Source organism: Lacipirellula sp. (genome assembly GCF_965279485.1).
Lineage (GTDB): Bacteria > Planctomycetota > Planctomycetia > Pirellulales > Lacipirellulaceae > Lacipirellula.
Window position 1 is genome coordinate 1 of the sequence record NZ_CBDIIC010000002.1, and the last position, 25709, is coordinate 25709.

The window sequence follows — 25709 nt, forward strand, 5'->3', positions numbered from 1 at the left end:
CTGCGCGTCACTACCCACTGCCGATGGTAACGACTATGAGGCGCTGAGAGATTGCGGATTGTCGCATCCTATAATCGGCTAATCGCTACAGGCGTTTGGCACGCTGTTAGTTATGCACGGCGTAGGGGTGGTGGGTTTTATCCTGGTCGCAACGACTGTAGCGGTTATGCGGGGCTGCCGGCCTGGGGGAAAGGGTTATGCCGATTGTGACGGTATGCAGACGTTTAACACTTATTACGATTGTGCGACTGTTCGCCAGCACGGGGGTGAGCATGCGCATAGCCAAATTGGCGGCTCGCGGAGAGACCATTGGGCCGCTGGGGCTCGTGGCTTGCCCTGTGCTGCGTTGCGGCCGGTGGGGAGTGTTGGCAGTCGGGCGAGGTGGAGAGAGTTCGCCAGGAGCTAAATCCGGGGGCCGCGCGACTTGCGTCTTGACGTGGGTGGGGTGCTTGACCTAGGCGGGGGTGTTGGAATGAGTGAAGGGGTTCGGTCTAATAGCCAGAAATTCCCGCACCGGACGAGGAACCTCCAATAATGGGACTGGAATTTCTCGACATCCATTTCCGAATCGAAAAGCGGTTTGGAATCTCCCTACCGGCCGACGAAATGCTCGGCTGCGTGACAGTCGGCGATCTTGCCGACGCCATTGAAAAGCGAGTAGCAGCCGCGCGCCAAGCGACATGTGTGATGCTTCCGGCATTCTTAGAAACGCGCAATTTCGTTCGTGAATTTCTCAACGCGCCGTTAATTTCAATCCGCCCAAGCACGCTCATTACGACCGTCATTCCCACAAGACAGCGTAAAGCTTTCTGGGCTGCGCTGCGAGAGTGGTACGGCTCGTATCCCTCCTCATTACGGCTGCACACTCCCTATCGATGGGCTTACTTCCTCCTGACAATTTTCGCATTGTATCTAGCCGCCTTCAACGGATGGTACGGGATCGTCGCTGCCTACTTCCTAGTCGTCGCGATGGTGGTGGCGAGGCGGTTCCTCCCTCTCGTGCCGCCTCGCGGATTCACAACTTTCGGTGACGTTGCACGACGGCGAGCGAGCGTGAATACGGCGATCGCAAAAGACATTGGCGCAGTAGACGTTCTTGCCGCTCTTCAACATGAGATGTCCTGCGCCCTCGGACTAGAGGCGTCCAAGCTTCACCGGGACGCGCGTTTGAGGGATGACCTGGAAATCGGGTAGAAATTCACGATACAGCCGGGTTTTTATGGAAATTGGCGTCCTGTCGTTCATAATTGAGGGATGGCACTTCGCATCATTGGCTACGTCCGAACGTCGACCGAAGATCAGTCCCTAGGGCGCGAAGCTCAGCGGTCGAAGCTGTTGCAATTCGCCGCGCTGCATGACCTTGAACTGGTCACCATCTTAGAGGACGCCGAGAGCGGCGCGACTCTCGACCGCGCGGGGCTCCAGGCAGCGCTCGCGATGCTTGAACGCGGTGAAGCTGACGGGCTCGCCGTGGTAAAGCTCGACCGGCTGACGCGGTCGCTGCGGGATTGGTCCTGGCTCGTGGAGAACCCGTTCCGCCATCGGGAGCTGCTCAGCGTGCAGGATGCCGTCGACACGCGGACTGCCGCCGGGAGACTCGTTTTGAACGTGCTTCTATCCGTAGCGGAATGGGAGAGGAGTACGATCGGCGAAAGGACGTCTCAGGCCCTACAGGTGAAGATCGCGCGCGGGGAGCGCGTGGGCAGCGTGAAGTACGGCTACCGGCTCCGCACTGACGGCGTGACGCTGGTGGAGGATGCCGCCGAGCAAGCCGTCATTCAACGGGCTCGGGAGCTGCGCCGAGACGGGCTCGTCTTGCGGAGTATCTGCGAGGTGTTGAGCGAGGAAGGGCATCGGCCGCGAGCCGGCGTCACCTGGAACCCTGCCCAAATTGGGCGGATGGTCGCCAGCACCGGGGGCCGCGTCGCGGTCTAGCGGAAGTCTGTCGCCGAAAATCCGTGCGACTATCTGACACGCTCCGGCCATTCTCCGGCCAGTGACCTGTTAAAAAAAGGCGCCTCCATTTTGGGGGCCTCCCGAGTCAGGTACAGCGAGAGAGGGAGACTCACAGACGCTGGATTCTGGCCGCATCAGGTTGAGCCTATAAAAATAGGCATTTTCTTATAAAAAAGACTACCTATATATCATCCCTCCCTGGCTCTCTCTCCCTCTCTCGCTCTATCTGAGTCAGGCGAGCCCGAAAACCGAGTGGAGTTTTTTCACTGGTCGCCGGCTGTTAAGTGGCGGGAAGCCTTCCGCAAATCTTCCGGGTCTCATCCGGCTCACGCTCATCGCCGATGCCAGTCCCTGGCGGGCTATTGCACTAAATAAATCCTGATGATTTCTTTGTCGGGAAAGAGCAGCAAGCTGCCCACAATTGTCCCGCAATCGAGGAAGGGCAGCGGAGTCAAGAAATGATTGACCTACTTTCCGACCGCATGGGAAAATACACGTTCGACGCTCGCGGAGCGACTACTCCGCTTTAACGAAACACTCGGATCAGGTGCTAATGACTTTGACAGATGAACAAATCGAAGCGGTGAAAGCCGAGATCGTCAACCGGCTCGCCAGCGCGGTGCCGCAGTACGATATGCGGGGCTTGCCGCTCGTCGCGCTGGACGGCAAGGCCGCGCGGCGGAAGAAATGGAAAACTGAAAATCCGACGCTGACAACGCTGCGGAGGGAATGGGCCAATCCCGATTGCAAACAGCCGGGATTAGGAGCCCGCTGGAATCTCGACTACATCGACATTGAAGGCGACAGCGAGGCCGCTGAGCTGCACGCTCGCGAGCTGTTCGGCGACACTGCCGATACCTGTGCGGCGTACACTTCGACGCGCAGCACTCACCGCATCTGCAAGCTACCGCAAGCCAGTCCACTTCGCGAGCTAATGACTCGCGCCCCGTTCGATCGTAATGGACTGGTCATTCTCTCGTCAGGGCTTGAAGGTCGGATCAACGGCGTACAGAGTGCGGTCCCGCCTACCCCCGGCCGGGAATGGTTGCCTGGACGCGGCATCGAAACCGCTCAAGAGATTCCCGCAGCGGCTCACGCCGAGCTGGTAACGGCGGCGGCGGAGAAAATCGCGGAGCATGAAGCAAAGGCGAAGCTCGCGGCGGCTCGTGCTGCGATCGTCATTCGCGATCCAACCGAGGAAGAGTTGGCGCTCTGCGAAGCCGACTTAATGGCGGGCAAGGATTCAGTCTACAAGGACGATGGCTCCGGCACCGCATTAGGATGGGCCTGCCACCTCTGTCGCTACAACGCCCCGCTCGATAAGGCGTGGGAGATCATCCAGCGCGTCAATGCGGTGAAGGGTATACCGCCCTGGCCACTTACGGGGGATGGCGGACAAAACCTAAAACGCAAGCTGACCGAAGGCTACGGCCGCGCCGACAGAGACGGCCAACGCGGTGAAGCGCTGATTAAGGCTGACGAGCTACAAGCCCAACGTGAAGACGCTATGGACATGTTCGCTGGGGGCTCGGAACAAGGTGACACGCAGGAAGAGTACATCGAAGTCATCGACCCTCGTGACATAAAGCGTGTGCTTCCGACGCCGATCATTCCGCACTTGCTAATGGAAGGCTGTATCTCACTGGTTGCGGCACCGCAGCATGGGGGCAAAAGTCTCATCGTTGCTGACAGGGTCGTAGGGCCGATCACCCGCCGTGGACGCCGCGTGCTGTTCATTGTGCCGGAAGAACCATCGGCGATGATCGCCCGTCGCCATGACGTTGCTGGGGCCGATCCAGCTTATTGGAACATTCTCCGCGTTGGGTTTACGCGGCGTCAGGGGAAGTTGCAACAGATTGACCTGTCCGCTTGTGAGGACGGGATGCGGCTCATCGGTAAGACGATTGAAAAGATGGGCGACGTGGACGCAATCGTCTTGGACGCGCTCACCGACATGCTGCCGGAGCACGTCAACGAGAACGCGAATAGCGAAGTCCGCGCTGTTCTGAATCGTCTCACCGCCCTGGCTGACAAGCACAAACTCGGGGTGCTTGGCGTATGCCACTACGCCAAGTCGTCGCTGAGCCCACGGGCCAACGATCATATCATTTCATCCACCGCGTTCGTCTCGATTCCACGCATCATCTGGCACGCCGTCACGGACGCGAACGATCGCAGTCGTCACCTATTCCTGCCGTCAAAGTACAGCTACACGCGGCAACCTGCGGGGATGGCCTACCGGGTCGAGTCTGTCATGTACGATCCAAGCCGTCCGTATGACGCTAGCAACCATGTTCAAGCGTCCGACGACACGCCAGACGAGCACACCGTGGGCCGAGTCGTCTGGGAACCGGAGCCCGTGCTCATGCACGCAGACGAGGGGCTGCGGGCCTTGCTTGTGGCCAATGCCGCCACGTCCAGCACCAGCAAATCGGCGAGCCGCCTTATCACTGAGTTCCTTGCAGGTGGAGAGTGGCACAGCCTACCAGCGCTCTACATGGCTGGCGAGGAAGCGGGCATAAACAATCGGACGTTCGAGGATGCGCTGGGCCGAATGAAAAACAAGACACACGAGATCGAATTTGATAGTAACCGCGCCGCGAGTCGCGTGCGTCTGCTGCCTGACGGTTTCGTCTACGGTGAATCAGTCTCAGCTTAGTCACCTGAGGCTAGCCCCTGCCGGCTGGTTAGCACCTGAGCCGGCAGGGGCAATTTTTAACAACGGGAGTGACTCAGATGCTTATGAAATTTGTAGACGTGCAACGGCTGATCGGAGTGACCAGAAATACGCTCGTTGCCATGCAACGAGACGGCCGGCTTCCTCAACCGGTCGACGGCGTCGCGCCGCTCCGGTGGGATGCCGCTACGATCCGTAACGCCATCCTGGCGGGGACGCTGGCCACGCGGCCGGCTGGTCGCCCCAAGGGCGCGAAGGGTCGGAAGGCGGTGGACGCATGAGCCGACTAACTCTTGAGGAAGTGATTGAAGCTCACCCCACGCTAGGAGAGGCAGGCTTCGGCGTCGGCACGAGCGAAGGGCTGCTGGAGACTCGCGGCCAGTTCGATGCGGTCTGCGATCTCCTGGCGAATGTCGAGCCCACAAAGACGATCAACCGAAAGCATGCCAGCTATGGGTTGAAGCATGTCTTTGAGCTGCTGACCCCGGAACGGTATCTCGGCGAGGGAACATTCATCGCCGCTGCCATCGCAAGCGGATTCACCTGCGAGCGGGGACAGCGCAATAGTTGCCAGTTCAACATGGCAGAGAAGTCAATCGAAGCGATTCGAGAACACCTTTGGGCGACGCGCGACAACCCGCCCATCGCGCCGCCTCGTTGCTTCTACTACGCCAAGTCATGGGCGAAGCGCAAAGCGAACTACAGCGGCAAACTTGCTGGCGAACAACCCCCAGTTTGGGAATCAGCGACGGCCGCAGCGTAGCGGCTCGTCAACACCACCACACCTAGGAAGCCTCAAAAATGAAAATCGGCGGTAAAGAACCAAAGTCTAAGAGCGAGTTTGAACACATCGTGTTTCGGCGCACGCCGATCGAAGATTCGATCGTCTTCAAGATTCAATCAGTGAAGAATTTTGAGGAGTTCCACGCTCTTGCACCTCCCCCACAGCCGGGCAAGATGCGTACGCCGCAGGGCGTCGTCGATGATCTCGAAGCACCGGGGTACGTCGAAGCTCGCAACCGCCAAGACTTGCTGCGAGGTCAGTACGTCCTCATCAAGAGTTTAGAGCCGAGTGAGATCGAATGGGACAAGGTGAAGCTGGAAGACCCGTCTAGCTGGCAGCACGCCCACGCAGAGCTGTCTGCGATCCTGGACGACAAAGAGCATGCAGCCTTGATTCAGCGCATCCACCGTGCGAACTCTCTCACGGAAGAAATGTTGGAGGCGGCGGCAAACGATTTTTTTGCGAGTCAGTTGTCGGCGGCGTAGCACCCTACGTCCCGCCCGGTCGATCGGGGCTCTACCGAATCTTTCGCGCGTGTGAGCGATTCGGCATCACCCCACCGGGCATCGTCGGCAACTGGAACGACAACGGGGTGGAGGGGCAAGCTCGACTGCTCCAATACGATTCGATCCACCAGCATGACGCGACCTTGCTCGCCGCTCGGTTGGCTGGCGCGAACATCCCGATAGCTAAATAACGGTCACCACGTTGGCGACCAGCCCCGGTGGGTACACGCCGGGTGAATACACGAGACGTGTTGAGGCGCACGGCTCGTATCCTGCCGCAGGTTGGTAGCTCTCCCTGCGGCAGGAACGTTACATGCGAGGCGTGACGCTTGGAGCGACGCCGCGCGTTACCTATCGCCGTTTTTGATCCATCGGGCGGCGATTGGGCTACCAGCTTCCACTGAGTGCAATTGCAGTGGAAGCCCTCCCGTCAACCTATGCCCATCGTGACGGGTAGTAGCGACGACGGGACCGAACAACGAGACGCAGCCGGGAACCATACGGCCGCGACTCACCGCCGCGCCAGTGGATTGACACCTCCGGCGCGGCGGTTTTCCAAGTCTCCGAACGGCCGGATCAGGCCCCGGCGGCAGTGGGGGTTTTCCGCGAGATTGCTCACCCGCTGCCGTCGGTTTTAGTACAGGTTTACCTTTTTATTAGGAGTGTTTGAAATGACAAAGTTTGAACGAGCATGGGCCGCGTTGGTGTCGGAAGTTGTCGGCGGCGCTGGCGTCGTCTTCGACGGCGACGCTGTTATGAACACGTTCGGTCCGGTGGGTGTTCCCGGCAGTGGCGTGCCGACGTGTGGCTCTGTCCACGCGATTCAGCGAGCCCTCAAGCATACGAGCGGACTGTCAGCATCGGCGATTCAACGTCGGCTCGGCGAACTCGTAGGAATCACGACGGCGTCAAATCTACAGCTCACGCGCAGTGGTGCGACGAAATTCGTGTTCGTCGCCCTTGAGGTTGAGGAAGACTAACGCGCACCACTCGTCGCCAGCACCGCGCATGACCGGTGCGGTGCTGGCTTCCATCCACTCACAACTATTCGGAGCCTCGCAGAAAATGAACCTTGAAGAGATGAACAGGACGACGATGAACGCGCTTGCCGCCAGCGATGGCTTCAAGACGAACGCGCAGCTACAGGCCGATAGGGCCAAAGCTGATTCGGCGTGGGCGGACCAAGCTGAGCGTAAGGCGAAGGAACTGGGCCGCGACCTACTGCCTGATGAGTTCGCAGGAATCGGAACAATCCATGAGGCGATCAGCCCGAAGTTGCGGCGGCCGTTAGCGGACCCCGAACCACTCATGGCCGCGAAGAACTGGAAGCCCGTGGTAGCCAGCGACCCGGCAACGTCAGTCGCCTTCGATGCTGAGATCGCAAAGCTACAGGCGGAACTCGACCACGATGCCGAAATGAAGGCGTTCGAGAACGCTACGCCCAAGGGGCGCACGTTGCTGGAGCTACAGCGGTTGAAGCGGAAAGAGTTGGAGACGCGAGCGAACGCGGCGGCAATCGAAGATCATCTCAAGAATCAAGCCCCCACGCTCGCGGCTCTACGCGAACTGAAAGATTGGGCACGCTGGGAATCTCGCGTTGACGTAGCGCAATGGCAGACCATCGAGAACGCGATCGTTCAATGCGAGCTGGTGGGCGGGTGTCCCCAGGAGCGCGAACGATTAGTTCAGGCTGCGAAGGCCGTGCGTGCCGGCGTCGTCAAGGAACAACAAGACGAATACAACGCCAAGGTCGCGCAGCTCAAAGGTGAGCGCGACAAGCTCGACCGCGAACTGCGGGCTATGGCGAAGCTCAGCGCCGAGCCTAGTGACGCCAGCCCCTCCCCCGCATCGGGAAGCCCAGACGAGGCAGCGTACTGGCGTGCCAAAGGTATCGCGGAAGGCGACCCCGGCAAGTATTGGGAACCGGCAGCAGCGTAACTGTGAGACTCGGCGAACAGCTTGCCCCGGTAGGTGGGGGATGGGGCAGGCTGTCGCCAGCAGAGTTTTGATCCAGCACCACAAACGATAGGCAGAGTAATGGCCAGTAACTCAAACACCGTCAGCACCAAGGTGGTGTACGACACGTCGCAGGCGACGGCCGCGATCACCAAGCTAGGCAAGGACACTGACCGCGCCGGCAACCAAGCGTCCGATGCGTTTGACCGGATGAGCGAGGGAGCCGCTAGGTTCGCTGGCGCTGGCAACGGTATCGCCGGCATCGCGCTCGACTTGGGTAAGGCGGCAGTCGCGGCTGGTCCGATAGGCATCGGTCTAGGGCTCGCGGCGGTTGCCGCAGCAGCAGTCGCGTCGAACCTGCTAGGTCTGCCGGACCTTATGAAAAACTCGGCGGAAGGGGCCGAAGCGTTTGGTAGCGCGCTCGACCGCGCCAACCGTACGAGCAAACTTATCAGCGATCTCCAGGACGCTGCGAAGCAATCCGAGTTCCGTAAGGATCGGATAGCGCTCGACAAGCAAGGTATCGAAGTCTCCGCACAGCGAGCCGCCAACCGTGAAGCGCAGGCCCAAGCCGATGGCGTGCTGAACATCTGGAAGGATCATTACCGCCAGCTCGGAAGCCTGTACGACCAGAATCAATCCAAGCTCAAGTCAAGCGAGGCGAAGCTAGCGCAGATTCAGGATGCGCGGCTGGAGCGGGAGGGGTCGACGCTCGACTTACTGCGGCAAGCTGCCAAGCTCCGCGACGCCGGCCAATTTGAGCGGGCTCAAGGTCTCATCACTACAGCAGCCGGGCGCGACAATGACCAGTGGGACACGTCCGCAGCGGTCCAAGCGCAGAAACAGCTAGAGGCAGCTTTCACTCGCAGCGTTGCCGCACAGCGTAAGCAAGTCGCCGAGCAAGGGCAGCAGAAGGCTGGCTATGAAGCTGGCATCACAACTATCGAGGAGTACAAGCGGAGGCTGCAAGGTCTGGGGCAGGTCTTGGGTGGTGATGCTAACGCCATCGCGAACGCTAAGAAAAACTTAGCGCTGACCAAAGAGCAGCACGACTTGATTCAGAAACAGCAAGACGCTTACAGCGACGTTGACACGAACGTGCGCAAACTTGGCCAGGGCCTCACTACCAATCGCGGGCTGGTGGAGGAAGCGTTGCGAGGGCTCAGAGCCGGCCTGTCGGGCGCGACTAATAAAGAGCGATTCATCGACGCGAAGGGTGATATCGCCACGGCATACAACGAGCTGAACAAATTTTATACGCTCGCCCGGACCGGCGCATCCGACGACGCTCTCGCCAAGCAGGCAGACGCATTCAAGGATGCAATGGTCGAAGCTGGCAAGGAAGCCAACACGCTGCCCACCATCTATCAGGACGCGCTGGAGGCGCTGAAAAAGATGGACGATTCAACGGGCAACATCCTTAAGGGCCGTGGCGAAATCACCTCCAACAAGGGACAGCTTGAGGAACTCGGCGCGGTCACCGATCCGCTCGCCGCAGCCGACGCTTCGGCCAAGAGCATCTACACCAGCCTTGCGGGGGCCGCCACGGCCACAGCAGCAATCGCGCGGAACATGGAAGGGCTCAGCTTTAATCCCTCAACGAACGCCACGGCAGCGATCAACGCAGCCCCTGGCGTGGATCGGGGTACTGCTGCCGCCGTCGCGGCGGTTGGCCCCTCTCCCGTCAATCAGAACATTACCGTCACCCTACAGGGCGGAATGATGGACAACGCCACGATTCAGCAGTTCGTCAACGCAGTGCAGCGTCAAGCGCGTCTGGGGCTCGGCTAGGGCCGCGTCACTTTCGACCACTTCACACCTTGGAGAAAAGCTAATGCGTCAACTCAAATATTGCATCGCTCGGAACGGGGCTCAGACTGCGGTGGGCATTCTGGTCAAAGAGTCCGCAACCACCGTCCGCTTCCGCATGTTGGATGATCGGCTGATCGGAGAACCGCGCGGCCATGTTGAGCTGCGACAGGGCACCTTCGCTGACGTACAGATGGCGGCGCTCACGCATCAAACCGCGAGCACTGACAATTTCAAATCACCGCACCCCCCGCTTCGCAGATTCCAGCTCGGCGACCCGAAACAACGTCCGCGCTGCTAGGCACAGCGGTCGACATTAACCCCGCTTTACACCTCGTACACCTGGGATAACTCATCGTGACCGAACATTTTGAATCACTCTCCGATTCGGCCGCCCTGGCTGCCAGCTCGTTTCTTTCAGCAGCCGGGCAGCTCCAGCGCATCGGCGAAAGTTGGAAGGTGCTCACAGAAGCGATCGACAGCGGCGACGCGACACGCATCGTCGAGGCTGCGAACGCGGCCGAGACGCTCGACCTGCCCAACCATTTGAAGACGCTCGGCGAAGCGGTGCTGGCCACGTCACGAATTCTGGAGACAGCAGCCACTGCCGCCGAAGAACTGCAATTAGAGGGAGTCGAATCTTGAGCGCTGATCCGGGTTACATCCTCACCCGACGCAAGGGCAAGCGAGTAATTATCTCGCGTCTGACCGCGTCCGCAGTTGACCCCACGACGGGGCAGCGTAGCTCTACGCGAGCCACAACCACGGCCCTGGCAGTCATAGAGCCGACAACCTACGCCCGCAAGATAAGTGCGCGTGAGTGCCAAGAGACGCTGGGGCGGACCACGCTGCTGCTCTATACGCGGGACGTACCTTTTGACCGCTTGTCGCCGAATGACGTTGTCATCGCGGGCGACAAAAGATTCGCCGTCGTCACAAGCACGCGGGAGGATACTGTCATTCGATTGACGGCTAATGAAGCCGCTTGACCGAAAACGGGGATAGAGTACGATTCAATCCAACGATGGAAATGTTACTTCGCCCATCGCCGAGCGGCACTAGCGGTCCAATTCGCTAGTGCCGTTTTTATGCGCTGTTGGTTATGGACGGCGGCAACGGCGGATCATCGCCGGGGACGCGCAGCACCCATTTAGTTACTCGCTGGCAGACGAACGCGAACGGCACGAACGCGGCGGCCGCAGCTTCGCTGCCGTAAAGCGCTCCGGCTGCCAGGGCGGCCAAGATCAAGTATGGGAAGACGCAAACGAATTGCGCCGTCCACGGCGGCAGTTCAACCTGTCTAGGAGAACGCATCGCGAGCCCTCCTAAAGCTGGGTTTTCTGAATGAATTCCTTCACCGCTTTCGCCGCTTCCTCGAAGAGCGCGGGGACATGCCTGAGCAATTCCACTCGTTGCTCCCCGCTCCACTCCTCGTATGGCGTTACGTCAACTTCCTCGTCGCCGGTGTTAGGGTTGAAGTAGTAGATGCCGGTGCAGATACGCTTTTTGCCGGCGTGCTTGCGGAAGTCGAGCCGATAAGACTGGTCGCAGTTGTCGTTCTCCGAAATTTTGTAGGAGACGGTGCATGGAATAGGCAGCTTGCGCAGCCGCTCGGCGATGGCTTCCCACTTCGCGTCAAGGCGCGTGTAGGCCGCCTTCACGTCCTTGCGCAGCGCTTCGATGGGCGCAGCAAGGGCCTCTAAATCGAGTTCGGACATTGGGGGCTTCCTCACCCACATGGGGCTGTAGAAGTGATAGATCGGACGCCGGACCACATAAGCCCGACTACGTTTGTGCAGTCAGCACGTCGCGATTCTACCAAAGCGGCCCACCCTGTCAAATAAAAAAAGCCCGGCAACCTTGCGGCTACCGGGCTCCCCTCACGGTGATTGCAGTTGGACTACGGCATAACTGCATTGGCAACGGTCGCACTAAGCTCAGCGCACAGCTCGTCTATCCCTCGCGCGTTGGCGTCCATATCCGCGATCATATCGGCGTACTCCGCCGCGCCGACTGCGCGGACGTATGCCGCCTCGTTCTGTGCGTAGTGTGCTCGCCGTGCGGCAAGCTGCGACCGTTGGTGCAGCCAGTACGCAAGCGATTGCTCCGCGTCTGTGCGAATCGCTGCCAGCTCCCGTTCCACCTCGCGATGTACGCTTGCGATTTCCGCTGCGCGATCATCCAGGACTCGGTTACGCTCGGCATACTCAGCGTCGCGCACCGCGCGTTTCTCTGCGCTCGCAGCTTTACGGGCGACGGCTTCGGCCTCAATCTGCGCCAGCGTCTCGTTAGGGACGCTAGGGGCTGGGTCCAGTTGGACGGGAGCCGGTTCGCCCAGCATCCGGAAGGCATGAGGCGCGAACGGTAGCAGCAAGGCGACAGCTAAGGCAGGAAGGGTCCGGAACATGGCAGAGACTCCAGGGTGGGATTGGCGGTAACGGCTCAGCGGGTGAAATGGCAAGTGATCCAAGCGAAGCATCCGCCCACCAGACCGACAGCGAGGTAAGCGTTCACGAGCGATTCGAGTTCCGACATGACAGGGGCTCCGAGAAAAGGGCTGGCGGCTCCGCACGATCACCGAGGCCTAGGACGCTCTGACGATGCGGAGCCTGCCAGCGTGGATTAAGCGAGGACGACGGCCGGCACGTCACGGCTGACGCTGGCGGCAAGGAAGAACCGGGCGATGTTCTCAGCGATCTCCGGCGAGTGGGCCTCAACGGCCATCACAAAGCTGCCCAGCTCAACGGTGTAAAGGCGAAACATGAGCGCGGACTCTCAGGGGCGGGAAGAGAAGGGGAGGGGTGCTGGCGATCAGCGGGCCATTTCCAGGCGCATCTCAGCATCCATGCTCTGTGACTCATCCAGCCAGTCGGCCGCTTCGATAGCCGAGTCGGCCAGCGCCCGCAGCGTCGTGCTGTCGGCAGTTGATAAGATGATGAAAGCCCGCGACGAGCCCTCACCGACGCGGAGCAACTCAGCTCCAGTCCGTTGTTCCGCCCACGTCAAACCACTCCGCACACTGGTCGACTTCATACCCACTCTCCCCGTCGCCTGACTACACGGTAATTACACGGCTGGCCGGTAATCAGGGCAGTTGTTGGCAGGGCGAGCCGCTAGTAGAATCAACGCTTTACAGTGAAAAGGCGTTGTTCCCGCGTCTCGCGGTGGGGTACGGTGAAGGAATGAAAGCATTCACACCGTAGAGGTCACAGGTTCGAGTCCTGTGCCGCCCACTAAACACCCCTGCGAATCCCGCGAATTATCAAAATCATCGGGAATTTCGCAGGTCGTGTCCTCTCCAGTCCACTCGGTTTCCTCTGGTTCCGCTGCTGAGCGCGTCGTCTCGCGCGTCGGTTTTTGAGCCGACTTGAAGTGAGCTTCGGTCACCTGCAAGTAGCTCTCGTTGGCCACTCTCGGACTGTTTCCGATCCAGGCGCAGACGACGTGAATCGGGTAGGTTTCCGCCAACTCCGTCTCCCGCGTCGCGCGGAGGTTTTGGAACAGCTTTGGCCACGTAGTTAAGCCAGCCCGTTTGATGATCCGCTGAAGCTGCGTCCGTAGATTTGCGTTGGCGGACCGGTAATGGCTGATCTCCGGAGTGGTCGGATCGTTCGCCAAGTCCCCGGCCAATTCGCGGGCGTCCTCCAGGTACTCCAGAAGCTCATGGAAGGGGAACCTCGCGGCATTCTTTGCCCTCGTGATGCGCTGTTTTGGGCGAATGGACCGTCATCCGGCCATTGGCGAAGTCGATGTCGCCCCAACAAAGCGCCAAATGCTCTGACGGACAGCGCAGACCACCAAATCGGCTCAGTGCGAACAGCAGACGCCACTCAGCGTCAGGGCAAGCCTCGAGTACCTGCTGAGCCATTTCGCGGTCGACGTTGAAATCACGCGTCCGGTTGCCTTTAACGCTAATCCCCTTCATCGAGCCGAACGGATTGATCTCAATAAGCCGATCGTTGACCGCTTCCTTGAAGAACTGACGCGCCGCCGTACAGCGACGACGAACGGTGCTGGCGGCTAATTTCTCGGTCGATTTCAGCCATCGCCGAAACTTCTCGGCGTCCGCTACGGTATCCTCGATGTCTTCCCCGCAGAGGATTACTTCGAAAAACTAACGCTCCGAAGCTTCAGAGGCGAACTGTCGCCAAAGCGTTAGCCAGCTAGCCTCCCCCAAGATGCTCAAAGCCATCCGCTACAACTTGGCGGCGATTTGCCTCGCGGCGAGCATGGGCTGCTTATCGTTGTGGTGGCGGAGCATGACCTATCGGGATGTAGTCTTCGCGCCTACCTACGTGCGTCCCACACGCCCGCTATGGATCGATGTGTACGGCGGCCACGTCGATTTGGCACTCGGTCTGGAGGAAGAGTCACGCGGTTTGGTATTTGAGTTCCAACATGCCGCACGCCGTGTCGAGCCGGGTGAACCACGCGAGTTTCGGTCTTGGAGGTACTTCCATGCGAATGGGAACACTATCATCTTCCCCCTCTGGTATCCCGCGCTCGTCTTCGCCCTTGCTGCCGTCGCGGCGATTCGCATAAGGCGGTTCACGCTACGGTCGGCGTTGGTGGGAACGAGCGTCGTCGCTGGCTTACTGGGGATGGTGGTGGCGTTGTAGGATGACGTATCGGACAGCCTTGGTCACACTCAGGACGGTAGCAATGGCAAGAGCGATCGCCAAACGAAGATGGTTCTCGTTCAGTATCAGAACCCTACTATTTCTTGCCTCAGTAATTTGCGTGGCATGCGGCTGGTTAGGGCTGAGACTTCGGCAAGCTAGTAGGCAATCTTCAACCGTGAGCGCGATCGAAAATCTTGGCGGGACCGTAACGTATGAATACCAAGAAAAGAACTGGAGCGAACCAAGCGGACCAACATGGCTACGCCAACTCCTTGGGCCTCACTTCTTCGATAAGGCCGTCCACGTATCATTCAGCGATGCTGGTAAATCTAATGATCGCGTTGATGACGCCTCTTGCTTGCTGGGGCTCGATCATCTCGAAATACTGCATCTCGACAGAACTGGCGTGCGAGACATCTCGGCCTTAAAGGAAATGAAACACCTCAAGTTTTTATCGCTTGATCACACGCACGTTGTCGACTTGTCGCCATTGCAGAATCTCCCAAACCTCGATGCATTAAGCTTGGCTCGCACTAGCGTCAGTGACCTAACACCACTGAAAGAATTACACCTGAGACGTTTGTGGTTGGATGGAACGCTCGTAGATGACATCTCTGCTTTGGCTCCAGATCATCTGATTTTTCTTAGCCTATACAAGACCAAGGTATCCGACATTTCACGCCTGTCATCTGCGACTGAACTTGAGACACTTAACCTGAATTGGACTGGCGTTGCCGATGTAAGTCCGTTGATTGGTCTGAGATCACTTGCGTCGTTGGACCTTGGACGAACATCCGTCACGGACGCAAGCGTCGTCGCTTTGAAACGATCATTGCCCGATTGTCAGATCGTTCGGCCGTAATACTGTGTTCGGAATGTGCTACTCGACTCTGATAACACTGACGCACTTGCGGTAGCCGTTGCACTTTGACAGGTGAAGAATTAAAGGCTGCCATTTTAGGACTGAGGCGGAAGCTCAGCCGCGAGCCGTCATTAGAAGAAATGTCAGATGCGTCTAATGCGCCGACAATTCTATTAGCAGACCGATTGAACGAACTGCGCCCCAAGCGAGATTAAAGCGATTCAAAGTTCTGGACTAAAGTGGGCCGGTAACCATCACCCCGTGGGTCCATAAACATCACTGCAAGACGAACTCCAACCGCATGAAGTCGTGAACGAAGCTGCTCCAGATATGTTTCAGCTTCTATTGGAGTCAGGAGCTTGCCTTCTATGTAGTACCGACCATCTGCCAACTTGCCAATTGGCATCAATGCTTTCTCAGGCTCGACTGATGGCCAGAACTTGCCATTAAGAATCAGCTTTTCAAACTTGCGGACTGTAAACCCTGTGCCGGTAGGCGAGCCTCCCGCTCGATGCGTCAGCAAAGGTCGCATTTCCGACGTTCTGAAACGCGTCGAAGCTAGGCGGAAATGTTGCATCGAAAGCATGTGCAGCACTGAGGTCACCAGCGCCACGTCGATAGCTATCGTAAAGACTCTGGGCGACCGCACTGCAGTATCCGAATGTCGGCGCTGCGTTCTGCGACGGGTCGCAGCGCTAGGAATTGGCCTCAGCTTCGTTTCCAGCGACCCGCAACAGCAGTCCAGCCCCCAAAAACATCATTATCGCGGCGTAGCCGAAGCCTATTTCGGGGGCAATGGTCCAGAGAGCCCCGACGATCACGCTGGAGATGAAGTCGCCGACGCCGTTGACCGCGCCGAGGAGGCCGAACGCGGTGCCGTGCAGCGTGTGATCGGGAACGAGGTCGCTGGCGGCGGCGCCTTCGAGGGCTTCTTGGGCGGCGTTCACTATGCCGGCGCCGACGAACAGGAGCGTCAGCAGCGGGAGGCCGGCGTGGTCGAAAGTGACGACCACGCCAAAGGCGGCGACGACGATCGCTCCCAGGAGGTAGGTTGCGAAGAGCAGGCCCTGGCGGCCGATGCGGTCGCTGACGGCTCCGACGGGGAACGCGGCGACGGCGGCGGCGATATTTCGCACGGAGAAGAGCACCGCGCCAATCTGAGTCGCTTCGACGAAGCCGCGGGTTGGAGTTAGGGCGTTGATAGCGCCGAGGATCAGCAGCGTGTGGGAAAAGTCGCCGGCGCCGAAGACGCCGATTGCTACGAGCCAGCGGCGATAGCGCGGCGGAAGCGCCGCAAGCGATTCCCAAAACTGGCGAGGCTTGCTCGGCCCGCGGCGGGGCTCGGTGACGAAAATGGCGACGACTGCGGCAGACGCGAGCCCCGGCACGAGCGTGGCGAGCATCACCCACTGATAGGGTTCCGCGGAGGTCGCCCCGTCGGCGCCGAATCGGCCGATGAGCGCCGCAGCGACGAGCGGACCGATGATGGCGCCAATGGTATCGCCCGCGCGGTGAAAGCCGAAAGCCTTTCCTTTGTCTGCGGGTGGCACCGAAGCGGTGAGCATGGCGTTGCGGGCCGGGCCGCGTGCGCCCTTGCCGATCCAGGCGGCGACGCGGAGGAGCAAGATGATTGGCCAGAGAGTCACTAGACCGATCAGTCCGATCGACACTGCAGTGACGCCGTAGCCGAAAACGACGAACGGCTTGCGCCGCGGCAACAGATCGCTGTACCAACCGGCGGCCATTTTGACGAAGCTCGACAGCGCGTCGGCGAGACCTTCCATCAAACCGAGAGCAAACGGGGGCGCTCCGACCACCACCAACAGGGCGGGTAGTACGGTCGTCGCAGTTTCGTAGCAGAGGTCGGCCAGCAGGCTCGTCGCGCCGAAAGCGAAAACATTGCGGTTGAGCCACGACTGCGGCTCGGCGGCGGGCGGTTCGGCGGAATTGCTGGTCTGATCGGTCATGGCGTCATCGAAGAAGCGTTTGGCGGTAGTTGCCGGCTATCTTAGCATTGGCCTGGGAGCGGCCGGTGAAGGGCTTAGAGCAGCGTGGTTTTTCACGACCGCGAGTGGTCGGCCTGATCGCACCGCCTGAGGGGAATGCAGATGGGGGAGTTAGTGGTTGCGCAGTGGGTGATTTCCGTTTCGATGGCGAAGACTCTGCGCATCAGCTCGATCGTCAGCACCTCCTCAGGCGATCCGCTCGCGACAATCTTGCCGTCCGAAAGGGCGACGATGCGATCGGAGAAGCGGGCCGCCTGATTGACGTCGTGGAGGACCATGACGATGGTTCGTTCCCCTTCTCGATGGAGCTTTCGCATGAGTTCCAGCACTTCAAGCTGATGCGCCAAATCGAGAAACGTCGTCGGTTCGTCGAGGAGAATCGCGGGCGTATCTTGCGCGAGCGCCATCGCGATCCAGGCGAGTTGCCGTTGGCCGCCGGAGAGTTCTCCCAGCGGACGATCGGCAAGTGCGTCGATGCCTGCCGTGCTTAAGGCGCGATCGATCTGGCGATCGTCCTCATGGCTCAGTGCGCCGAGAAGCCCTTGGTAAGGGAATCGGCCGAGTGCGACGAGTTCGCGAACGAGCAGCCCGTCTGGCGCCGAGGGGCGTTGCGGCAACATCGAAAGTCGCCGAGCGACCGCCTTGGTGGGCGAGCGATGGATTTCCTTGCCGTCGAGCAATACCGCGCCACTGCGAGGTTTCATCAACCGCGCAAGTCCGCGGAGCAACGTCGACTTGCCGGAGCCGTTCGGTCCGATGAAAGTCGTGATCTGTCGAGGCGTAATTGTGCAGTTCAAATGGCCGACGACTTCGAGCCCTTCGTAGGCGAGCGTGAGATCGTGAGCAGCAAGTTCCATGGGATGCTTTCGTGAACGCGATGAGCCGGGGCGGGGGCTAATTCTTCGTCGTGGCGAGGAGATAGAGGAAGTAGCCGCCGCCAAGAACCCCGACGAAGACGCCGGCGGGAAGTTCGACGCTGCGGAAGAAATGTCTGCCTAGCGAATCGCCCAGCAGCAGTAGCAGCGCTCCGCACAGGCCTGATACGGGGATCACGGCGCGGTAATCGCCGCCGACAAGCTTGCGTGCGAGATGGGGAGCTACCAAGCCGATGAAGCCGATTTGTCCAGCGACAGCGGCGCACAAGCTCGTTAATAGTCCGGCGAGGGCGATCATCGTCAAGCGTTCGCGATGGACGGCGACGCCGAGCGAGGAGGCGGCTTCGTCGCCGATTGCCATCACGTTGAGAACCTGCGCTCTGCCGTAGGCGAGTAGAGCGACGGCGGCGAGCGGAATCGCCAGCATGCGGGCCGAACTCCAATCGGCGGACGAAAGACTTCCCGACATCCAGTTAAGAACGTGGCTGTAGGTAACGTAGTTCATCCGCAACGACAGCATCAGCATCGCCGCTTGAATGCCGTAACCGACGGCGATGCCGACCAGCAGAAGGCGTGCCGGCAAGATCGAGCCTTCGCGATAGGCGAGCGTGAAGACGAGCGCTGCGATCGCGAGCGCCCCGGCGATCGAGGCGAGGGGCGCGAAGATCGGGTGGCGTGCGGCGACCGTCGGCATGACGACGATGAGCAGCATGAGCCCCAACCCGGAACCAGCTTCAACGCCGACAGTGGCGGGGCTGGCAAGGTCGTTGCGGCTAAGGCCCTGCAACAGCGTCCCGGCAACGGCCAGTCCTGCGCCGACGAGCATCGCGACGGCTGCGCGTGGCATGCGGATTTGAAAAATCACTAGCTGATCGCCCACGTCGCCGCCGCCAAACAGAAGATAGGGCAACTGCGACCACGAGACGTCAGCAACGCCGAGCGTGAGGCTGACGACGAAGGTCGCCGTTAGCAGCAGCGTCAGGCCGGCAGCGGCAGCGAACGACGAGCGGAGCGTGCGATTCATACTCGCCCTCCTTGCGCGCGGCTCGACCGACTGTTCGCCAAATAGAGAAAGAAGGGGACGCCGAGCAGCGCCGTCACGACGCCGACTGGGACCGGTGCTTTGTAGGGCGTGGTGGCTAAGCGAGCGCCAACGTCGGCGAGAACCATCACGGCGGCTCCGATCGCGGCGGCATTCGGAATGACGGCGCGGTAGTCGAGCCCCACCAAGCCTCGCGCGACGTGCGGGGCCAGTAGACCAATAAACCCAACCGGCCCCGCTAGGGCCACCGCCGCGCCGGCAAGCAGCAGGACGACGCAAGCGGAGAGGAACCGCGCCGTACTGGTTCGCAGTCCTAGGCCCGTGGCGACGTGATCTCCCAGGCCGAGGGCGTTGATCGAGGAACTGAGCACGGCGCCGCCGGCAAGTCCGGCGATAATCAGCGAAGCTGCGAAGATGACGTCGGGCCATTGGACCCCTTCGCTCCCTCGGGCATACCAGAGAAGCATGTCTTGCCCGATGTTGAAGTAGATTGTCACGCCGTTGCCGATTGCTGCGAGGATCGACGAGACGGCGACGCCGGTCAGAGCGAGTCGCACGGGAGTCATGCCTCCGCGCGCGGCCGACGCGACGCCGTACACGAGCGCCGCGCCGAATGCGGCGCCGGCGATCGAGGCGAGCATGAGTTCCAGGCGGCCGGCCGTGGGAATCGCGATCGTCGTTAGCAAGCCGAAGAAACTGGCTCCGGTTGAGAGGCCCATAATGCTGGGAGAAGCGAGCGGATTGCGAGTCGTGGCTTGCATGATCGCGCCCGCCATGCCGAGCGCCGCGCCGACGAGGAGGTCGGCCACGGCTCGCGGGAATCGCCAGTCGCGAACGATCACCTGAGCTGATGATGCTGAATCGTGATGAACGAGCGCGTCCCATACGGTCGCAGCATCAATCCATAAATCGCCCACGAATAGCGATGCCATCGCCGCCGTGCCTGCGACGACCATGGCGAGAAGGAACATCGTTCGCCCGTTGCCTCGCAAACGCTGGGTAGGAGCTATCGGATCACTGCTTGCCATCGTCGCTCCGCACGGACTTCAGCGCGGCGAGCACGTCGTCGACGATCGCTTCGGTTCCGATCACGCCTTCGCCGCCAAGCCAGACGTCGGAGTCAACGCGGTGAAACTGCCCCGTACGCACGGCCGGAATGCCGCGCCAGATCGCCGTCTCTGCGATCTTTGCCAAGTACGATTCGCTGTCGGGATCAACCAGCGCAAAAACGTGGTCGGCTTGAAGCGTTGAGAGGCGTTCGACCGACAATACGTCCCACCCGCCGCTGTGCATCACCTCTGGAGTATGGGGATCAGGCTTCAGCGCGAGTTGCTCGAACAGGAGCGGCCCGAACATGGCGGTGCGCGTGTAAATGACGCAAGTTCCTTTACGGAAGCGGAGGAACGTCACTTTCTCGTCGGCAGCCGATTCTGTCAGCGTCTGCCGTGCGGCGGCGACCTTCGCCCGATGCGCTGCGAGCCGCTCGTTTGCTTCCTGCTCTTTGCCAATCGCGACGCCGACGTCGAGGAGCGACAATTCGCGGTCGCCGCTGGCGTCGGTCGGCATACAGATGGTGGGCGCGATTTTACTAAGTTGCCCGTAGGCCCGAAGTTCGCGGGCGCCGGCGATGATCAGATCGGGATGGGCGGCGTAGATTGCTTCGAGATTGACTCCCCCCGCCTGCGACAGACGCGGAACGTCGGCCAACTGCTGGTCGAGATATCCTTGCTTGCCGCGGGGCGTCCACATTGAGCCGACGGCTAGCACTGGTTTGACCCCGAGCGCGATCAAACCGTCGTTGGCGGCGGAGACGAGGCTGACGATCCGTTGGGGGCGACGTGGCGCGCGAGTTTCGCCGAGCGGATGTTCGACGATGCGATAGTCGTCTGTCTCTTCCAATAGCACGACCGGCCGGGCCTGCAGCGACTGCCGCCCCGCGCCGCTGCGCTGCACCTCGACCGCGATTTGGCCAGTTCGCATGAGCGCCCAGCCCATGACTGCCGCTCCGAGGAGAGATGTGATTGCGAGCTTCATGCGGAGCTTAGGGGATTTGAAAAGGTTCCAAGCGATTCTCGCCGACGAGCACGTCGACCTGCCATTTCGACTTAACGGGATCAGCGAACCGCCCTTTCAGACCGTCGACTGTCGGCGGAACGTCGTACCCCTCGCCCTTGTCGATCTCCTGCGGCCACTCGATGGCGACGGCGTACTTGCCCGCCGGAGCGCCATCGTCCGCTTTGTAGGAAGTGAGCGTGAATTTTCCCTCGGCGTCGGTCATCGCCGAAGGAGCGAACTGCTGCGGTCCAATGTCGAACTGGGGGTAGAAAGTCACGCGGAAGCCATTGGCGGGCTTGCCTTGATAGACCACGCTCCCTTGAACCGATTGAGCAGCCGGGCCGACTGGCGCGGGCGCGTCGCACCCTGCGACGACGGCGAGCAACAGCAGCGACGGCAAGCAAGCGGCGAACAGCAGAGAGCGAACCGCGGTAGGGCTAATTGACGAAATTGACATTATTGACCACCTGGTCGTCGTCGATGATGACGATCTGACCGAAGGTCAGACCGTCCAATTGCTCGCTCACATAGCGGACTGAACCGTCGCAAAACGTCACCAGGGCGCCGCCGACGTGGAAGCCGTAGATGGCGTGGAAGTTATTGCAGTTGACGGCGCAATCGAGCAAGTCGCCCGCCGCGGGGTTGGAATTGGCGTCCTGCAGGCCATCGGAGGAATAGGGCCAGTAGACGAAGGCTTGCCACCCAGCCCAGGAAGCGCGGTTTGCAACCGCGAGATCGGTCGTGACGCGATTGCGACCGACCCATTGTTGCGGCCAGCCTGCGGTTTCGTTGATTAGCAGCGTTTGCGAAGTACCGTCGGTAATGTCTTTCAGCTTGCGCGGCGCGCGATTCATTACGTTGGCGAATGCCGCATTAGTTGTGCTATCGAGCATTGCCTGATGCCAATTGTTCGTCGGGTCGTTCTTCGTGAAGAGAGTGCCGCCGCCAAGCTGGATGCCCCAGCCGTTCGTCGGGCCGTAAAATCCGTTCGGGGCAAGATAATCGATGCGGCCTTCGACGGTGTAACTGGTGCTGCGATCGGGATTGGCGAGCGTCGTCGCTTTGCCGCCGCTGAGGGCCGGTTCTTCGCGTGGCGAACTGGGGCAAATGAAGGTGGCGATCTGCGTTTCGACCGTTGCTTTATTCGCGGGATCGTAGAAGTCGTATTCCCATTTGTAAGCGTTGTAGACGGCTTGCTGTTCGATGTAAGGCAGCAGGAACGTTCCCCAGCCGGTGTAGCCTTCGTCGACGCGATTCCAGCGGCGCGGAGGCAAACCGCCGTGGGCCGACTCGTAATTCATGAAGCCCAGCCCGAGTTGCCGGCTATTGTTGCTGCACTGGCTGCGTCGAGCAGCCTCGCGCGCTGCCTGAACGGCTGGCAGCAAGAGGGCGACCAGCACGCCGATGATGGCAATGACGACTAGCAGTTCGACCAGCGTGAATGCGTGCCGGCGCGGAAGTTCAGAATTCACGTGAGGATTCCCCGAATAGCCGACGTGTGTACTTGTGCAATTGCGACTGCGTCGCTTTCTGTCTTTGAGTTGCCGCCGCCACGATTGACGCTTCATTGTACGAGGGTTGTCGGGAGCAATCATTTCCAATGGTAGTAAATCAAGCTGCGGTTTACCGGCCTGTTGAAATAAGCGACTGCCGCGTCGCGCGCGTCGACACCGCTGCGATAGCGAGCGGCGTCGCTATCATTGATGCGGAAGCCCCCTTCGTTGATAACGTGCTTTATGGACGAGCATCGAACTGCACCCCAACGCTTTCGCAGCCAGCTGCGAGCGCTTCATCCGATCGAAGCTGCCGCTAATTTGCCGGTCGAGGAAGAGACGCCGCTCTTCGCCGCGGATCGCAATTTCGCGCTGGCGCACGGAGGTCGGTTGACTCAGGCCTTCTTGGAGTCGCTCCCGCTTGACCGCGACGAGAACGTCATCGTCGACTCATCGCTTGTGTGGCTCGCTCCCGGGTTGGCGCACGTGCTGGCTCCGGCGGGACCGCTTTCCGGGGCGCGCGGACCTCTCCACTTCATTCACGAACCGTTTCCTGGCGTCATGAGCGGCGTGCGCGGGGCAGCAAATCGAAATCGCGAGGCAACGCACTGGCTTGCCGTGTTCGGCGTTGGCTCTACGCCCGAGGTAGTCGAGGGGGAACTCGCGTTTGTGACTGCCGCGGAGGCCGAGGAGTTTTGGTTCGCTACTGAGAGCGTGACCTTTCGTGAACAGGAAATCGCTCGCCGCCTGGGGGAAAGAAGCGTGCGAATCGCTGCTTTGCCGGCATCTACCGTCGTTGAATTCGGTTGGGGGACGCTCATGCGTTCTCGCCCAGCTACGACGCATGGCTTTCAGTTCATCGTGCGTGCCACGCGCGGCGACGACCGGCCCTGCGTAAACGGCTTGCGAAATCACGCTCAACTTTGAGGAATCTCTCAGATGATCCGCGAGTCGACTCTCGAAGTGCTGGGCGACTTTCCCTGCTTTCCGCAGGAAGTCGTTCGCTTGGAGCAGAGCCAAGCGAGGACGCCGATTGCCGAGGCTGTCGGTGCGGGACCTGCCCACCGAGCCTTCATTGAAGCGTTGCCTGCCGAGTGGCAGGCCGACGCCGCAGTGGAGATTTTCAGTCGGCTGCTTTATCTCAAAGAGGGTTGGTACCCGCTGGGCCCGCACTACCACTTCGATTGGGGAGGGCAGACCGCGATCGACGGGAAGCGGGTCGAAACGCTGATGGTGCTGCTTGGCGGAGGGTCTCAAACTGAGTTCATCCTCGGCCCGCTGGAGCACTTGGAGCCGGAGGCGGAGCAGAAAGGTGGGCTGCCTCTGCGTACGCCGGCGCTCCAGAGTTCCATGCGCCGCATGGGCGCGCGGCCGTCTTGGGACGAGCAGGTCGAAGCGGGATTGCGGGCCTGTGCGTTGCGGCGGTGGCATCTCGAACCTCAGAAGCTCGTCTTGTTCGACAACTGGACGCTGCACCGCGCCTGTCCAGCGTCGACGGCGGGATGGAGAGTGCTCATTCGCGCTATCCGCGGGCTTGCGAACCGCGAGGTGGTCGATCACGGGCCGGCCGCGTCGTTTGCCGGCGCCGCGCCGCGTCGAGGAGGCGGCGTTTACGGGAATTTGGGGCGATTCACTACATGCCGCAACGGATTTATTCCTGTAACGGACGAGGAGCGGGCCCGCTACGAACCCTATCGTGACGGAGGGCGAACGTGAGCGACCAAGACGCAGCAAGAAACGGCGGCGCCAAGATCGCGGCCAGTGCCGGTGGACGCGGCGAGCGGAGCGACCCTTGGGCTGGCAAGCGCAAGCTGCTTGCCGTCGCCGATGTCCAAACAGGTTATCACCACGATTCGATTTCCCATGCGTTGGCGACGCTCTCGCGGATTGGCCGAGAGTCGGGGGCGTTCGTGACAAACATCCGTACTGATTCGCAACTCATCACGCGGCAGCCAATCATCGGCACGGGCCCAAAGTATGGCGGGAAGCGAGTGAACGCTCGGACGCTGAGCGAGTACGATGCGTTGTTCCTACTACCGAGCGGCACCGGCACGCTTACAGCCGAGCAGAAGGCCGATCTGCTCGCGTTCGTGCATGATGACGGCAAGGGGCTTGTCATCGGCCACGCTGGAATACTGGCCTTCTTCGAGTGGCCGGAGTTCCACGAACTAACTGGGGGAGGCTTTGCCGGCGAACTTATGTCGACGGCGCGAATCATCGTTGAGGATCTTGCCTTCCCAGGCGCCGACGCATTCGGCGGCGCTTCATTCGAGTTCACCGAGCAGCATCCTATCGTAAAGGAACCTTACTCAAGGGACTTCGTGCACGTCATTATGCGCGTCGATGCGACGTCGATTGCTGCCGAGCATCGCACGAAGCGGCCCGATGGCGATTATCCAGTTGTGTGGTCGCGGCAGTATGGCAAGGGCCGCGTGTTCCATGTCGGCTGGGGGCACCTGGAGTCGACATGGGACGATGTGCGGTTTCAACGCATGGTTCTCGGCGGCATCCTGTGGGCTATGAAAAGCAAGCCATCGCCGGCTGCGTAGCTATTGAATGCACGATTTCTAACTTCCTGGTACGTTCAGCAGTTCGAAATGCGTCTTCAGCCGCCATTCGGGTTCTGATCGATATGGAAGGCGAGAGTCAGAGACGCGAGCATGCAGAGTTGCGGAAACTGCCATACATACGCAACCCATCGCCGAAAGTTTGGCCGCTATCATGAGATAGGCGCGTTTTACTCTCTACACGCCAACCCGAAGAACGTGGGCGCTAGGCAGTCGACCTAGAAGTCGCTCGTCCTTGAGTCCGCCGTAGCGGCCAGTTTCAGGGCATTTTTTCACGACGCGGTTTGGCCGCAACCCGCGACTAACCGGGTAGTGCTGCTTGTTTAAACCTCCCCCCAGTCATTTCTCGCCAACCTCTGCAGTCACTCACTGGTACCCTTGGTTTTGGGGAGACACATGGCTGCAGGTGGGTAGAGGCAATCCCTGTAGAGGAAATCACTACAGCGGTCCGCAACTTAGGATTTAACCGGCCTCCGCAACCTTGGGACGGCTGGGCACG

The 25709-nt window shown here is 60.3% G+C and carries 30 protein-coding genes; 16 read left to right on the top strand and 14 right to left on the bottom strand.

Features of this window, described 5'->3' with window-relative positions:
• The first annotated feature begins 534 nt into the window (after positions 1 to 534).
• The 11 genes from ACQY7R_RS07530 to ACQY7R_RS07580 all read left to right on the top strand — a co-directional run bounded on the left by ACQY7R_RS07530 (position 535) and on the right by ACQY7R_RS07580 (position 10333).
• On the top strand, positions 535 to 1194 hold the full coding sequence (locus ACQY7R_RS07530; RefSeq protein ID WP_428304989.1) for an acyl carrier protein: 660 nt from the start codon (positions 535 to 537) through the stop codon (positions 1192 to 1194).
• Positions 1195 to 1254: 60 nt separating this feature from the next.
• A complete protein-coding gene (locus tag ACQY7R_RS07535) occupies positions 1255 to 1935 on the top strand; it encodes a recombinase family protein (RefSeq protein ID WP_428304990.1) in 681 nt (226 codons plus the stop codon).
• A gap of 664 nt (positions 1936 to 2599) precedes the next feature.
• On the top strand, positions 2600 to 4615 hold the full coding sequence (locus ACQY7R_RS07540; RefSeq protein ID WP_428304991.1) for an AAA family ATPase: 2016 nt from the start codon (positions 2600 to 2602) through the stop codon (positions 4613 to 4615).
• 77 nt (positions 4616 to 4692) lie between these two features.
• On the top strand, positions 4693 to 4914 hold the full coding sequence (locus ACQY7R_RS07545) for a hypothetical protein (protein ID WP_428304992.1): 222 nt from the start codon (positions 4693 to 4695) through the stop codon (positions 4912 to 4914).
• Positions 4911 to 5396, top strand: coding sequence for a hypothetical protein (locus ACQY7R_RS07550; protein WP_428304993.1), 486 nt, complete (start codon positions 4911 to 4913; stop codon positions 5394 to 5396). Before ACQY7R_RS07545 ends, ACQY7R_RS07550 begins: the two co-directional genes overlap by 4 nt.
• A 38-nt stretch (positions 5397 to 5434) precedes the next feature.
• Positions 5435 to 5902, top strand: a complete 468-nt coding sequence (locus ACQY7R_RS07555) for a hypothetical protein (RefSeq protein WP_428304994.1) — start codon at positions 5435 to 5437, stop codon at positions 5900 to 5902.
• A 692-nt stretch (positions 5903 to 6594) separates the two neighbouring features.
• Positions 6595 to 6903 (top strand): hypothetical protein, encoded by a 309-nt coding sequence (locus ACQY7R_RS07560; RefSeq protein ID WP_428304995.1) that lies wholly within the window; start codon positions 6595 to 6597, stop codon positions 6901 to 6903.
• Between the two features lie 85 nt (positions 6904 to 6988).
• On the top strand, positions 6989 to 7861 hold the full coding sequence (locus ACQY7R_RS07565) for a hypothetical protein (RefSeq protein WP_428304996.1): 873 nt from the start codon (positions 6989 to 6991) through the stop codon (positions 7859 to 7861).
• Between the two features lie 33 nt (positions 7862 to 7894).
• On the top strand, positions 7895 to 9670 hold the full coding sequence (locus ACQY7R_RS07570) for a hypothetical protein (RefSeq protein WP_428304997.1): 1776 nt from the start codon (positions 7895 to 7897) through the stop codon (positions 9668 to 9670).
• 43 nt (positions 9671 to 9713) lie between these two features.
• Positions 9714 to 9989 (top strand): hypothetical protein, encoded by a 276-nt coding sequence (locus tag ACQY7R_RS07575; protein ID WP_428304998.1) that lies wholly within the window; start codon positions 9714 to 9716, stop codon positions 9987 to 9989.
• A 56-nt stretch (positions 9990 to 10045) separates the two neighbouring features.
• Positions 10046 to 10333 (top strand): hypothetical protein, encoded by a 288-nt coding sequence (locus ACQY7R_RS07580; protein ID WP_428304999.1) that lies wholly within the window; start codon positions 10046 to 10048, stop codon positions 10331 to 10333.
• Positions 10334 to 10774: 441 nt separating this feature from the next.
• Here the strand turns inward: ACQY7R_RS07580 and ACQY7R_RS07585 are convergent, their stop codons facing one another.
• The 6 genes from ACQY7R_RS07585 to ACQY7R_RS07610 form a co-directional block, all read right to left on the bottom strand.
• Positions 10775 to 11002, bottom strand: a complete 228-nt coding sequence (locus tag ACQY7R_RS07585) for a hypothetical protein (protein ID WP_428305000.1) — start codon at positions 11000 to 11002, stop codon at positions 10775 to 10777.
• A gap of 11 nt (positions 11003 to 11013) precedes the next feature.
• Positions 11014 to 11406, bottom strand: a complete 393-nt coding sequence (locus ACQY7R_RS07590; RefSeq protein ID WP_428305001.1) for a hypothetical protein — start codon at positions 11404 to 11406, stop codon at positions 11014 to 11016.
• 182 nt (positions 11407 to 11588) lie between these two features.
• Positions 11589 to 12095, bottom strand: a complete 507-nt coding sequence (locus tag ACQY7R_RS07595) for a hypothetical protein (RefSeq protein WP_428305002.1) — start codon at positions 12093 to 12095, stop codon at positions 11589 to 11591.
• A gap of 215 nt (positions 12096 to 12310) precedes the next feature.
• Positions 12311 to 12451 (bottom strand): hypothetical protein, encoded by a 141-nt coding sequence (locus ACQY7R_RS07600; protein WP_428305003.1) that lies wholly within the window; start codon positions 12449 to 12451, stop codon positions 12311 to 12313.
• A gap of 48 nt (positions 12452 to 12499) precedes the next feature.
• Entirely contained in the window at positions 12500 to 12721 is a 222-nt protein-coding gene (locus ACQY7R_RS07605) for a hypothetical protein (RefSeq protein WP_428305004.1), read from the bottom strand.
• A gap of 159 nt (positions 12722 to 12880) precedes the next feature.
• Positions 12881 to 13318 (bottom strand): hypothetical protein, encoded by a 438-nt coding sequence (locus ACQY7R_RS07610; RefSeq protein ID WP_428305005.1) that lies wholly within the window; start codon positions 13316 to 13318, stop codon positions 12881 to 12883.
• A gap of 548 nt (positions 13319 to 13866) precedes the next feature.
• On the opposite strand from ACQY7R_RS07610, the gene ACQY7R_RS07615 reads away from it, so the two are divergent.
• Positions 13867 to 14307 carry a hypothetical protein gene (locus tag ACQY7R_RS07615; RefSeq protein ID WP_428305006.1) on the top strand — a complete coding sequence of 147 codons (441 nt, stop codon included), beginning with the start codon at positions 13867 to 13869 and terminating at the stop codon, positions 14305 to 14307.
• Between the two features lie 178 nt (positions 14308 to 14485).
• Entirely contained in the window at positions 14486 to 15172 is a 687-nt protein-coding gene (locus ACQY7R_RS07620) for a leucine-rich repeat domain-containing protein (RefSeq protein WP_428305007.1), read from the top strand.
• Between the two features lie 211 nt (positions 15173 to 15383).
• Here the strand turns inward: ACQY7R_RS07620 and ACQY7R_RS07625 are convergent, their stop codons facing one another.
• The 8 genes from ACQY7R_RS07625 to ACQY7R_RS07660 all read right to left on the bottom strand — a co-directional run bounded on the left by ACQY7R_RS07625 (position 15384) and on the right by ACQY7R_RS07660 (position 22622).
• Entirely contained in the window at positions 15384 to 15785 is a 402-nt protein-coding gene (locus ACQY7R_RS07625; protein ID WP_428305008.1) for a hypothetical protein, read from the bottom strand.
• 82 nt (positions 15786 to 15867) lie between these two features.
• On the bottom strand, positions 15868 to 17139 hold the full coding sequence (locus tag ACQY7R_RS07630; RefSeq protein WP_428305009.1) for an MFS transporter: 1272 nt from the start codon (positions 17137 to 17139) through the stop codon (positions 15868 to 15870).
• A 92-nt stretch (positions 17140 to 17231) separates the two neighbouring features.
• Positions 17232 to 18035, bottom strand: a complete 804-nt coding sequence (locus ACQY7R_RS07635) for an ABC transporter ATP-binding protein (RefSeq protein ID WP_428305010.1) — start codon at positions 18033 to 18035, stop codon at positions 17232 to 17234.
• Positions 18036 to 18072: 37 nt separating this feature from the next.
• Positions 18073 to 19077 (bottom strand): FecCD family ABC transporter permease, encoded by a 1005-nt coding sequence (locus ACQY7R_RS07640; protein ID WP_428305011.1) that lies wholly within the window; start codon positions 19075 to 19077, stop codon positions 18073 to 18075.
• Entirely contained in the window at positions 19074 to 20066 is a 993-nt protein-coding gene (locus ACQY7R_RS07645) for a FecCD family ABC transporter permease (protein ID WP_428305012.1), read from the bottom strand. Before ACQY7R_RS07645 ends, ACQY7R_RS07640 begins: the two co-directional genes overlap by 4 nt.
• 43 nt (positions 20067 to 20109) lie before the next feature.
• Complete coding sequence (locus ACQY7R_RS07650) at positions 20110 to 21129, bottom strand: ABC transporter substrate-binding protein (RefSeq protein ID WP_428305013.1); 1020 nt, start codon at positions 21127 to 21129, stop codon at positions 20110 to 20112.
• A gap of 7 nt (positions 21130 to 21136) precedes the next feature.
• Entirely contained in the window at positions 21137 to 21607 is a 471-nt protein-coding gene (locus ACQY7R_RS07655; protein ID WP_428305014.1) for a hypothetical protein, read from the bottom strand.
• On the bottom strand, positions 21588 to 22622 hold the full coding sequence (locus ACQY7R_RS07660; RefSeq protein ID WP_428305015.1) for a DUF1559 domain-containing protein: 1035 nt from the start codon (positions 22620 to 22622) through the stop codon (positions 21588 to 21590). Before ACQY7R_RS07660 ends, ACQY7R_RS07655 begins: the two co-directional genes overlap by 20 nt.
• Positions 22623 to 22886: 264 nt before the next feature.
• Here ACQY7R_RS07660 and ACQY7R_RS07665 point away from each other — a divergent pair, with 264 nt between their 5' ends.
• From ACQY7R_RS07665 to ACQY7R_RS07675, 3 genes are read left to right on the top strand one after another with little or no spacing between them, the layout of a single operon-like run.
• On the top strand, positions 22887 to 23570 hold the full coding sequence (locus ACQY7R_RS07665) for a hypothetical protein (protein ID WP_428305016.1): 684 nt from the start codon (positions 22887 to 22889) through the stop codon (positions 23568 to 23570).
• Between the two features lie 12 nt (positions 23571 to 23582).
• On the top strand, positions 23583 to 24359 hold the full coding sequence (locus ACQY7R_RS07670) for a hypothetical protein (protein WP_428305017.1): 777 nt from the start codon (positions 23583 to 23585) through the stop codon (positions 24357 to 24359).
• On the top strand, positions 24356 to 25192 hold the full coding sequence (locus ACQY7R_RS07675; protein ID WP_428305018.1) for a ThuA domain-containing protein: 837 nt from the start codon (positions 24356 to 24358) through the stop codon (positions 25190 to 25192). The genes ACQY7R_RS07670 and ACQY7R_RS07675 overlap by 4 nt, the downstream gene beginning before the upstream one ends.
• Positions 25193 to 25709 lie beyond the last annotated feature (517 nt).

Excerpts from the sequence above, each read along its gene's own strand:
- ACQY7R_RS07635 (WP_428305010.1), bottom strand. The coding sequence starts at position 18,035 with ATGGAACTTGCTGCTCACGATCTCACGCTCGCCTACGAAGGGCTCGAA.
- ACQY7R_RS07670 (WP_428305017.1), top strand. The coding sequence starts at position 23,583 with ATGATCCGCGAGTCGACTCTCGAAGTGCTGGGCGACTTTCCCTGCTTT.
- ACQY7R_RS07555 (WP_428304994.1), top strand. The coding sequence starts at position 5,435 with ATGAAAATCGGCGGTAAAGAACCAAAGTCTAAGAGCGAGTTTGAACAC.
- ACQY7R_RS07665 (WP_428305016.1), top strand. The coding sequence starts at position 22,887 with ATGGACGAGCATCGAACTGCACCCCAACGCTTTCGCAGCCAGCTGCGA.
- ACQY7R_RS07605 (WP_428305004.1), bottom strand. The coding sequence starts at position 12,721 with ATGAAGTCGACCAGTGTGCGGAGTGGTTTGACGTGGGCGGAACAACGG.
- ACQY7R_RS07530 (WP_428304989.1), top strand. The coding sequence starts at position 535 with ATGGGACTGGAATTTCTCGACATCCATTTCCGAATCGAAAAGCGGTTT.
- ACQY7R_RS07560 (WP_428304995.1), top strand. The coding sequence starts at position 6,595 with ATGACAAAGTTTGAACGAGCATGGGCCGCGTTGGTGTCGGAAGTTGTC.
- ACQY7R_RS07550 (WP_428304993.1), top strand. The coding sequence starts at position 4,911 with ATGAGCCGACTAACTCTTGAGGAAGTGATTGAAGCTCACCCCACGCTA.
- ACQY7R_RS07535 (WP_428304990.1), top strand. The coding sequence starts at position 1,255 with ATGGCACTTCGCATCATTGGCTACGTCCGAACGTCGACCGAAGATCAG.
- ACQY7R_RS07600 (WP_428305003.1), bottom strand. The coding sequence starts at position 12,451 with ATGTTTCGCCTTTACACCGTTGAGCTGGGCAGCTTTGTGATGGCCGTT.
- ACQY7R_RS07630 (WP_428305009.1), bottom strand. The coding sequence starts at position 17,139 with ATGACCGATCAGACCAGCAATTCCGCCGAACCGCCCGCCGCCGAGCCG.
- ACQY7R_RS07640 (WP_428305011.1), bottom strand. The coding sequence starts at position 19,077 with ATGAATCGCACGCTCCGCTCGTCGTTCGCTGCCGCTGCCGGCCTGACG.
- ACQY7R_RS07615 (WP_428305006.1), top strand. The coding sequence starts at position 13,867 with ATGCTCAAAGCCATCCGCTACAACTTGGCGGCGATTTGCCTCGCGGCG.
- ACQY7R_RS07645 (WP_428305012.1), bottom strand. The coding sequence starts at position 20,066 with ATGTTCCTTCTCGCCATGGTCGTCGCAGGCACGGCGGCGATGGCATCG.
- ACQY7R_RS07545 (WP_428304992.1), top strand. The coding sequence starts at position 4,693 with ATGCTTATGAAATTTGTAGACGTGCAACGGCTGATCGGAGTGACCAGA.
- ACQY7R_RS07585 (WP_428305000.1), bottom strand. The coding sequence starts at position 11,002 with ATGCGTTCTCCTAGACAGGTTGAACTGCCGCCGTGGACGGCGCAATTC.
- ACQY7R_RS07595 (WP_428305002.1), bottom strand. The coding sequence starts at position 12,095 with ATGTTCCGGACCCTTCCTGCCTTAGCTGTCGCCTTGCTGCTACCGTTC.
- ACQY7R_RS07650 (WP_428305013.1), bottom strand. The coding sequence starts at position 21,129 with ATGAAGCTCGCAATCACATCTCTCCTCGGAGCGGCAGTCATGGGCTGG.
- ACQY7R_RS07655 (WP_428305014.1), bottom strand. The coding sequence starts at position 21,607 with ATGTCAATTTCGTCAATTAGCCCTACCGCGGTTCGCTCTCTGCTGTTC.
- ACQY7R_RS07590 (WP_428305001.1), bottom strand. The coding sequence starts at position 11,406 with ATGTCCGAACTCGATTTAGAGGCCCTTGCTGCGCCCATCGAAGCGCTG.
- ACQY7R_RS07565 (WP_428304996.1), top strand. The coding sequence starts at position 6,989 with ATGAACCTTGAAGAGATGAACAGGACGACGATGAACGCGCTTGCCGCC.
- ACQY7R_RS07575 (WP_428304998.1), top strand. The coding sequence starts at position 9,714 with ATGCGTCAACTCAAATATTGCATCGCTCGGAACGGGGCTCAGACTGCG.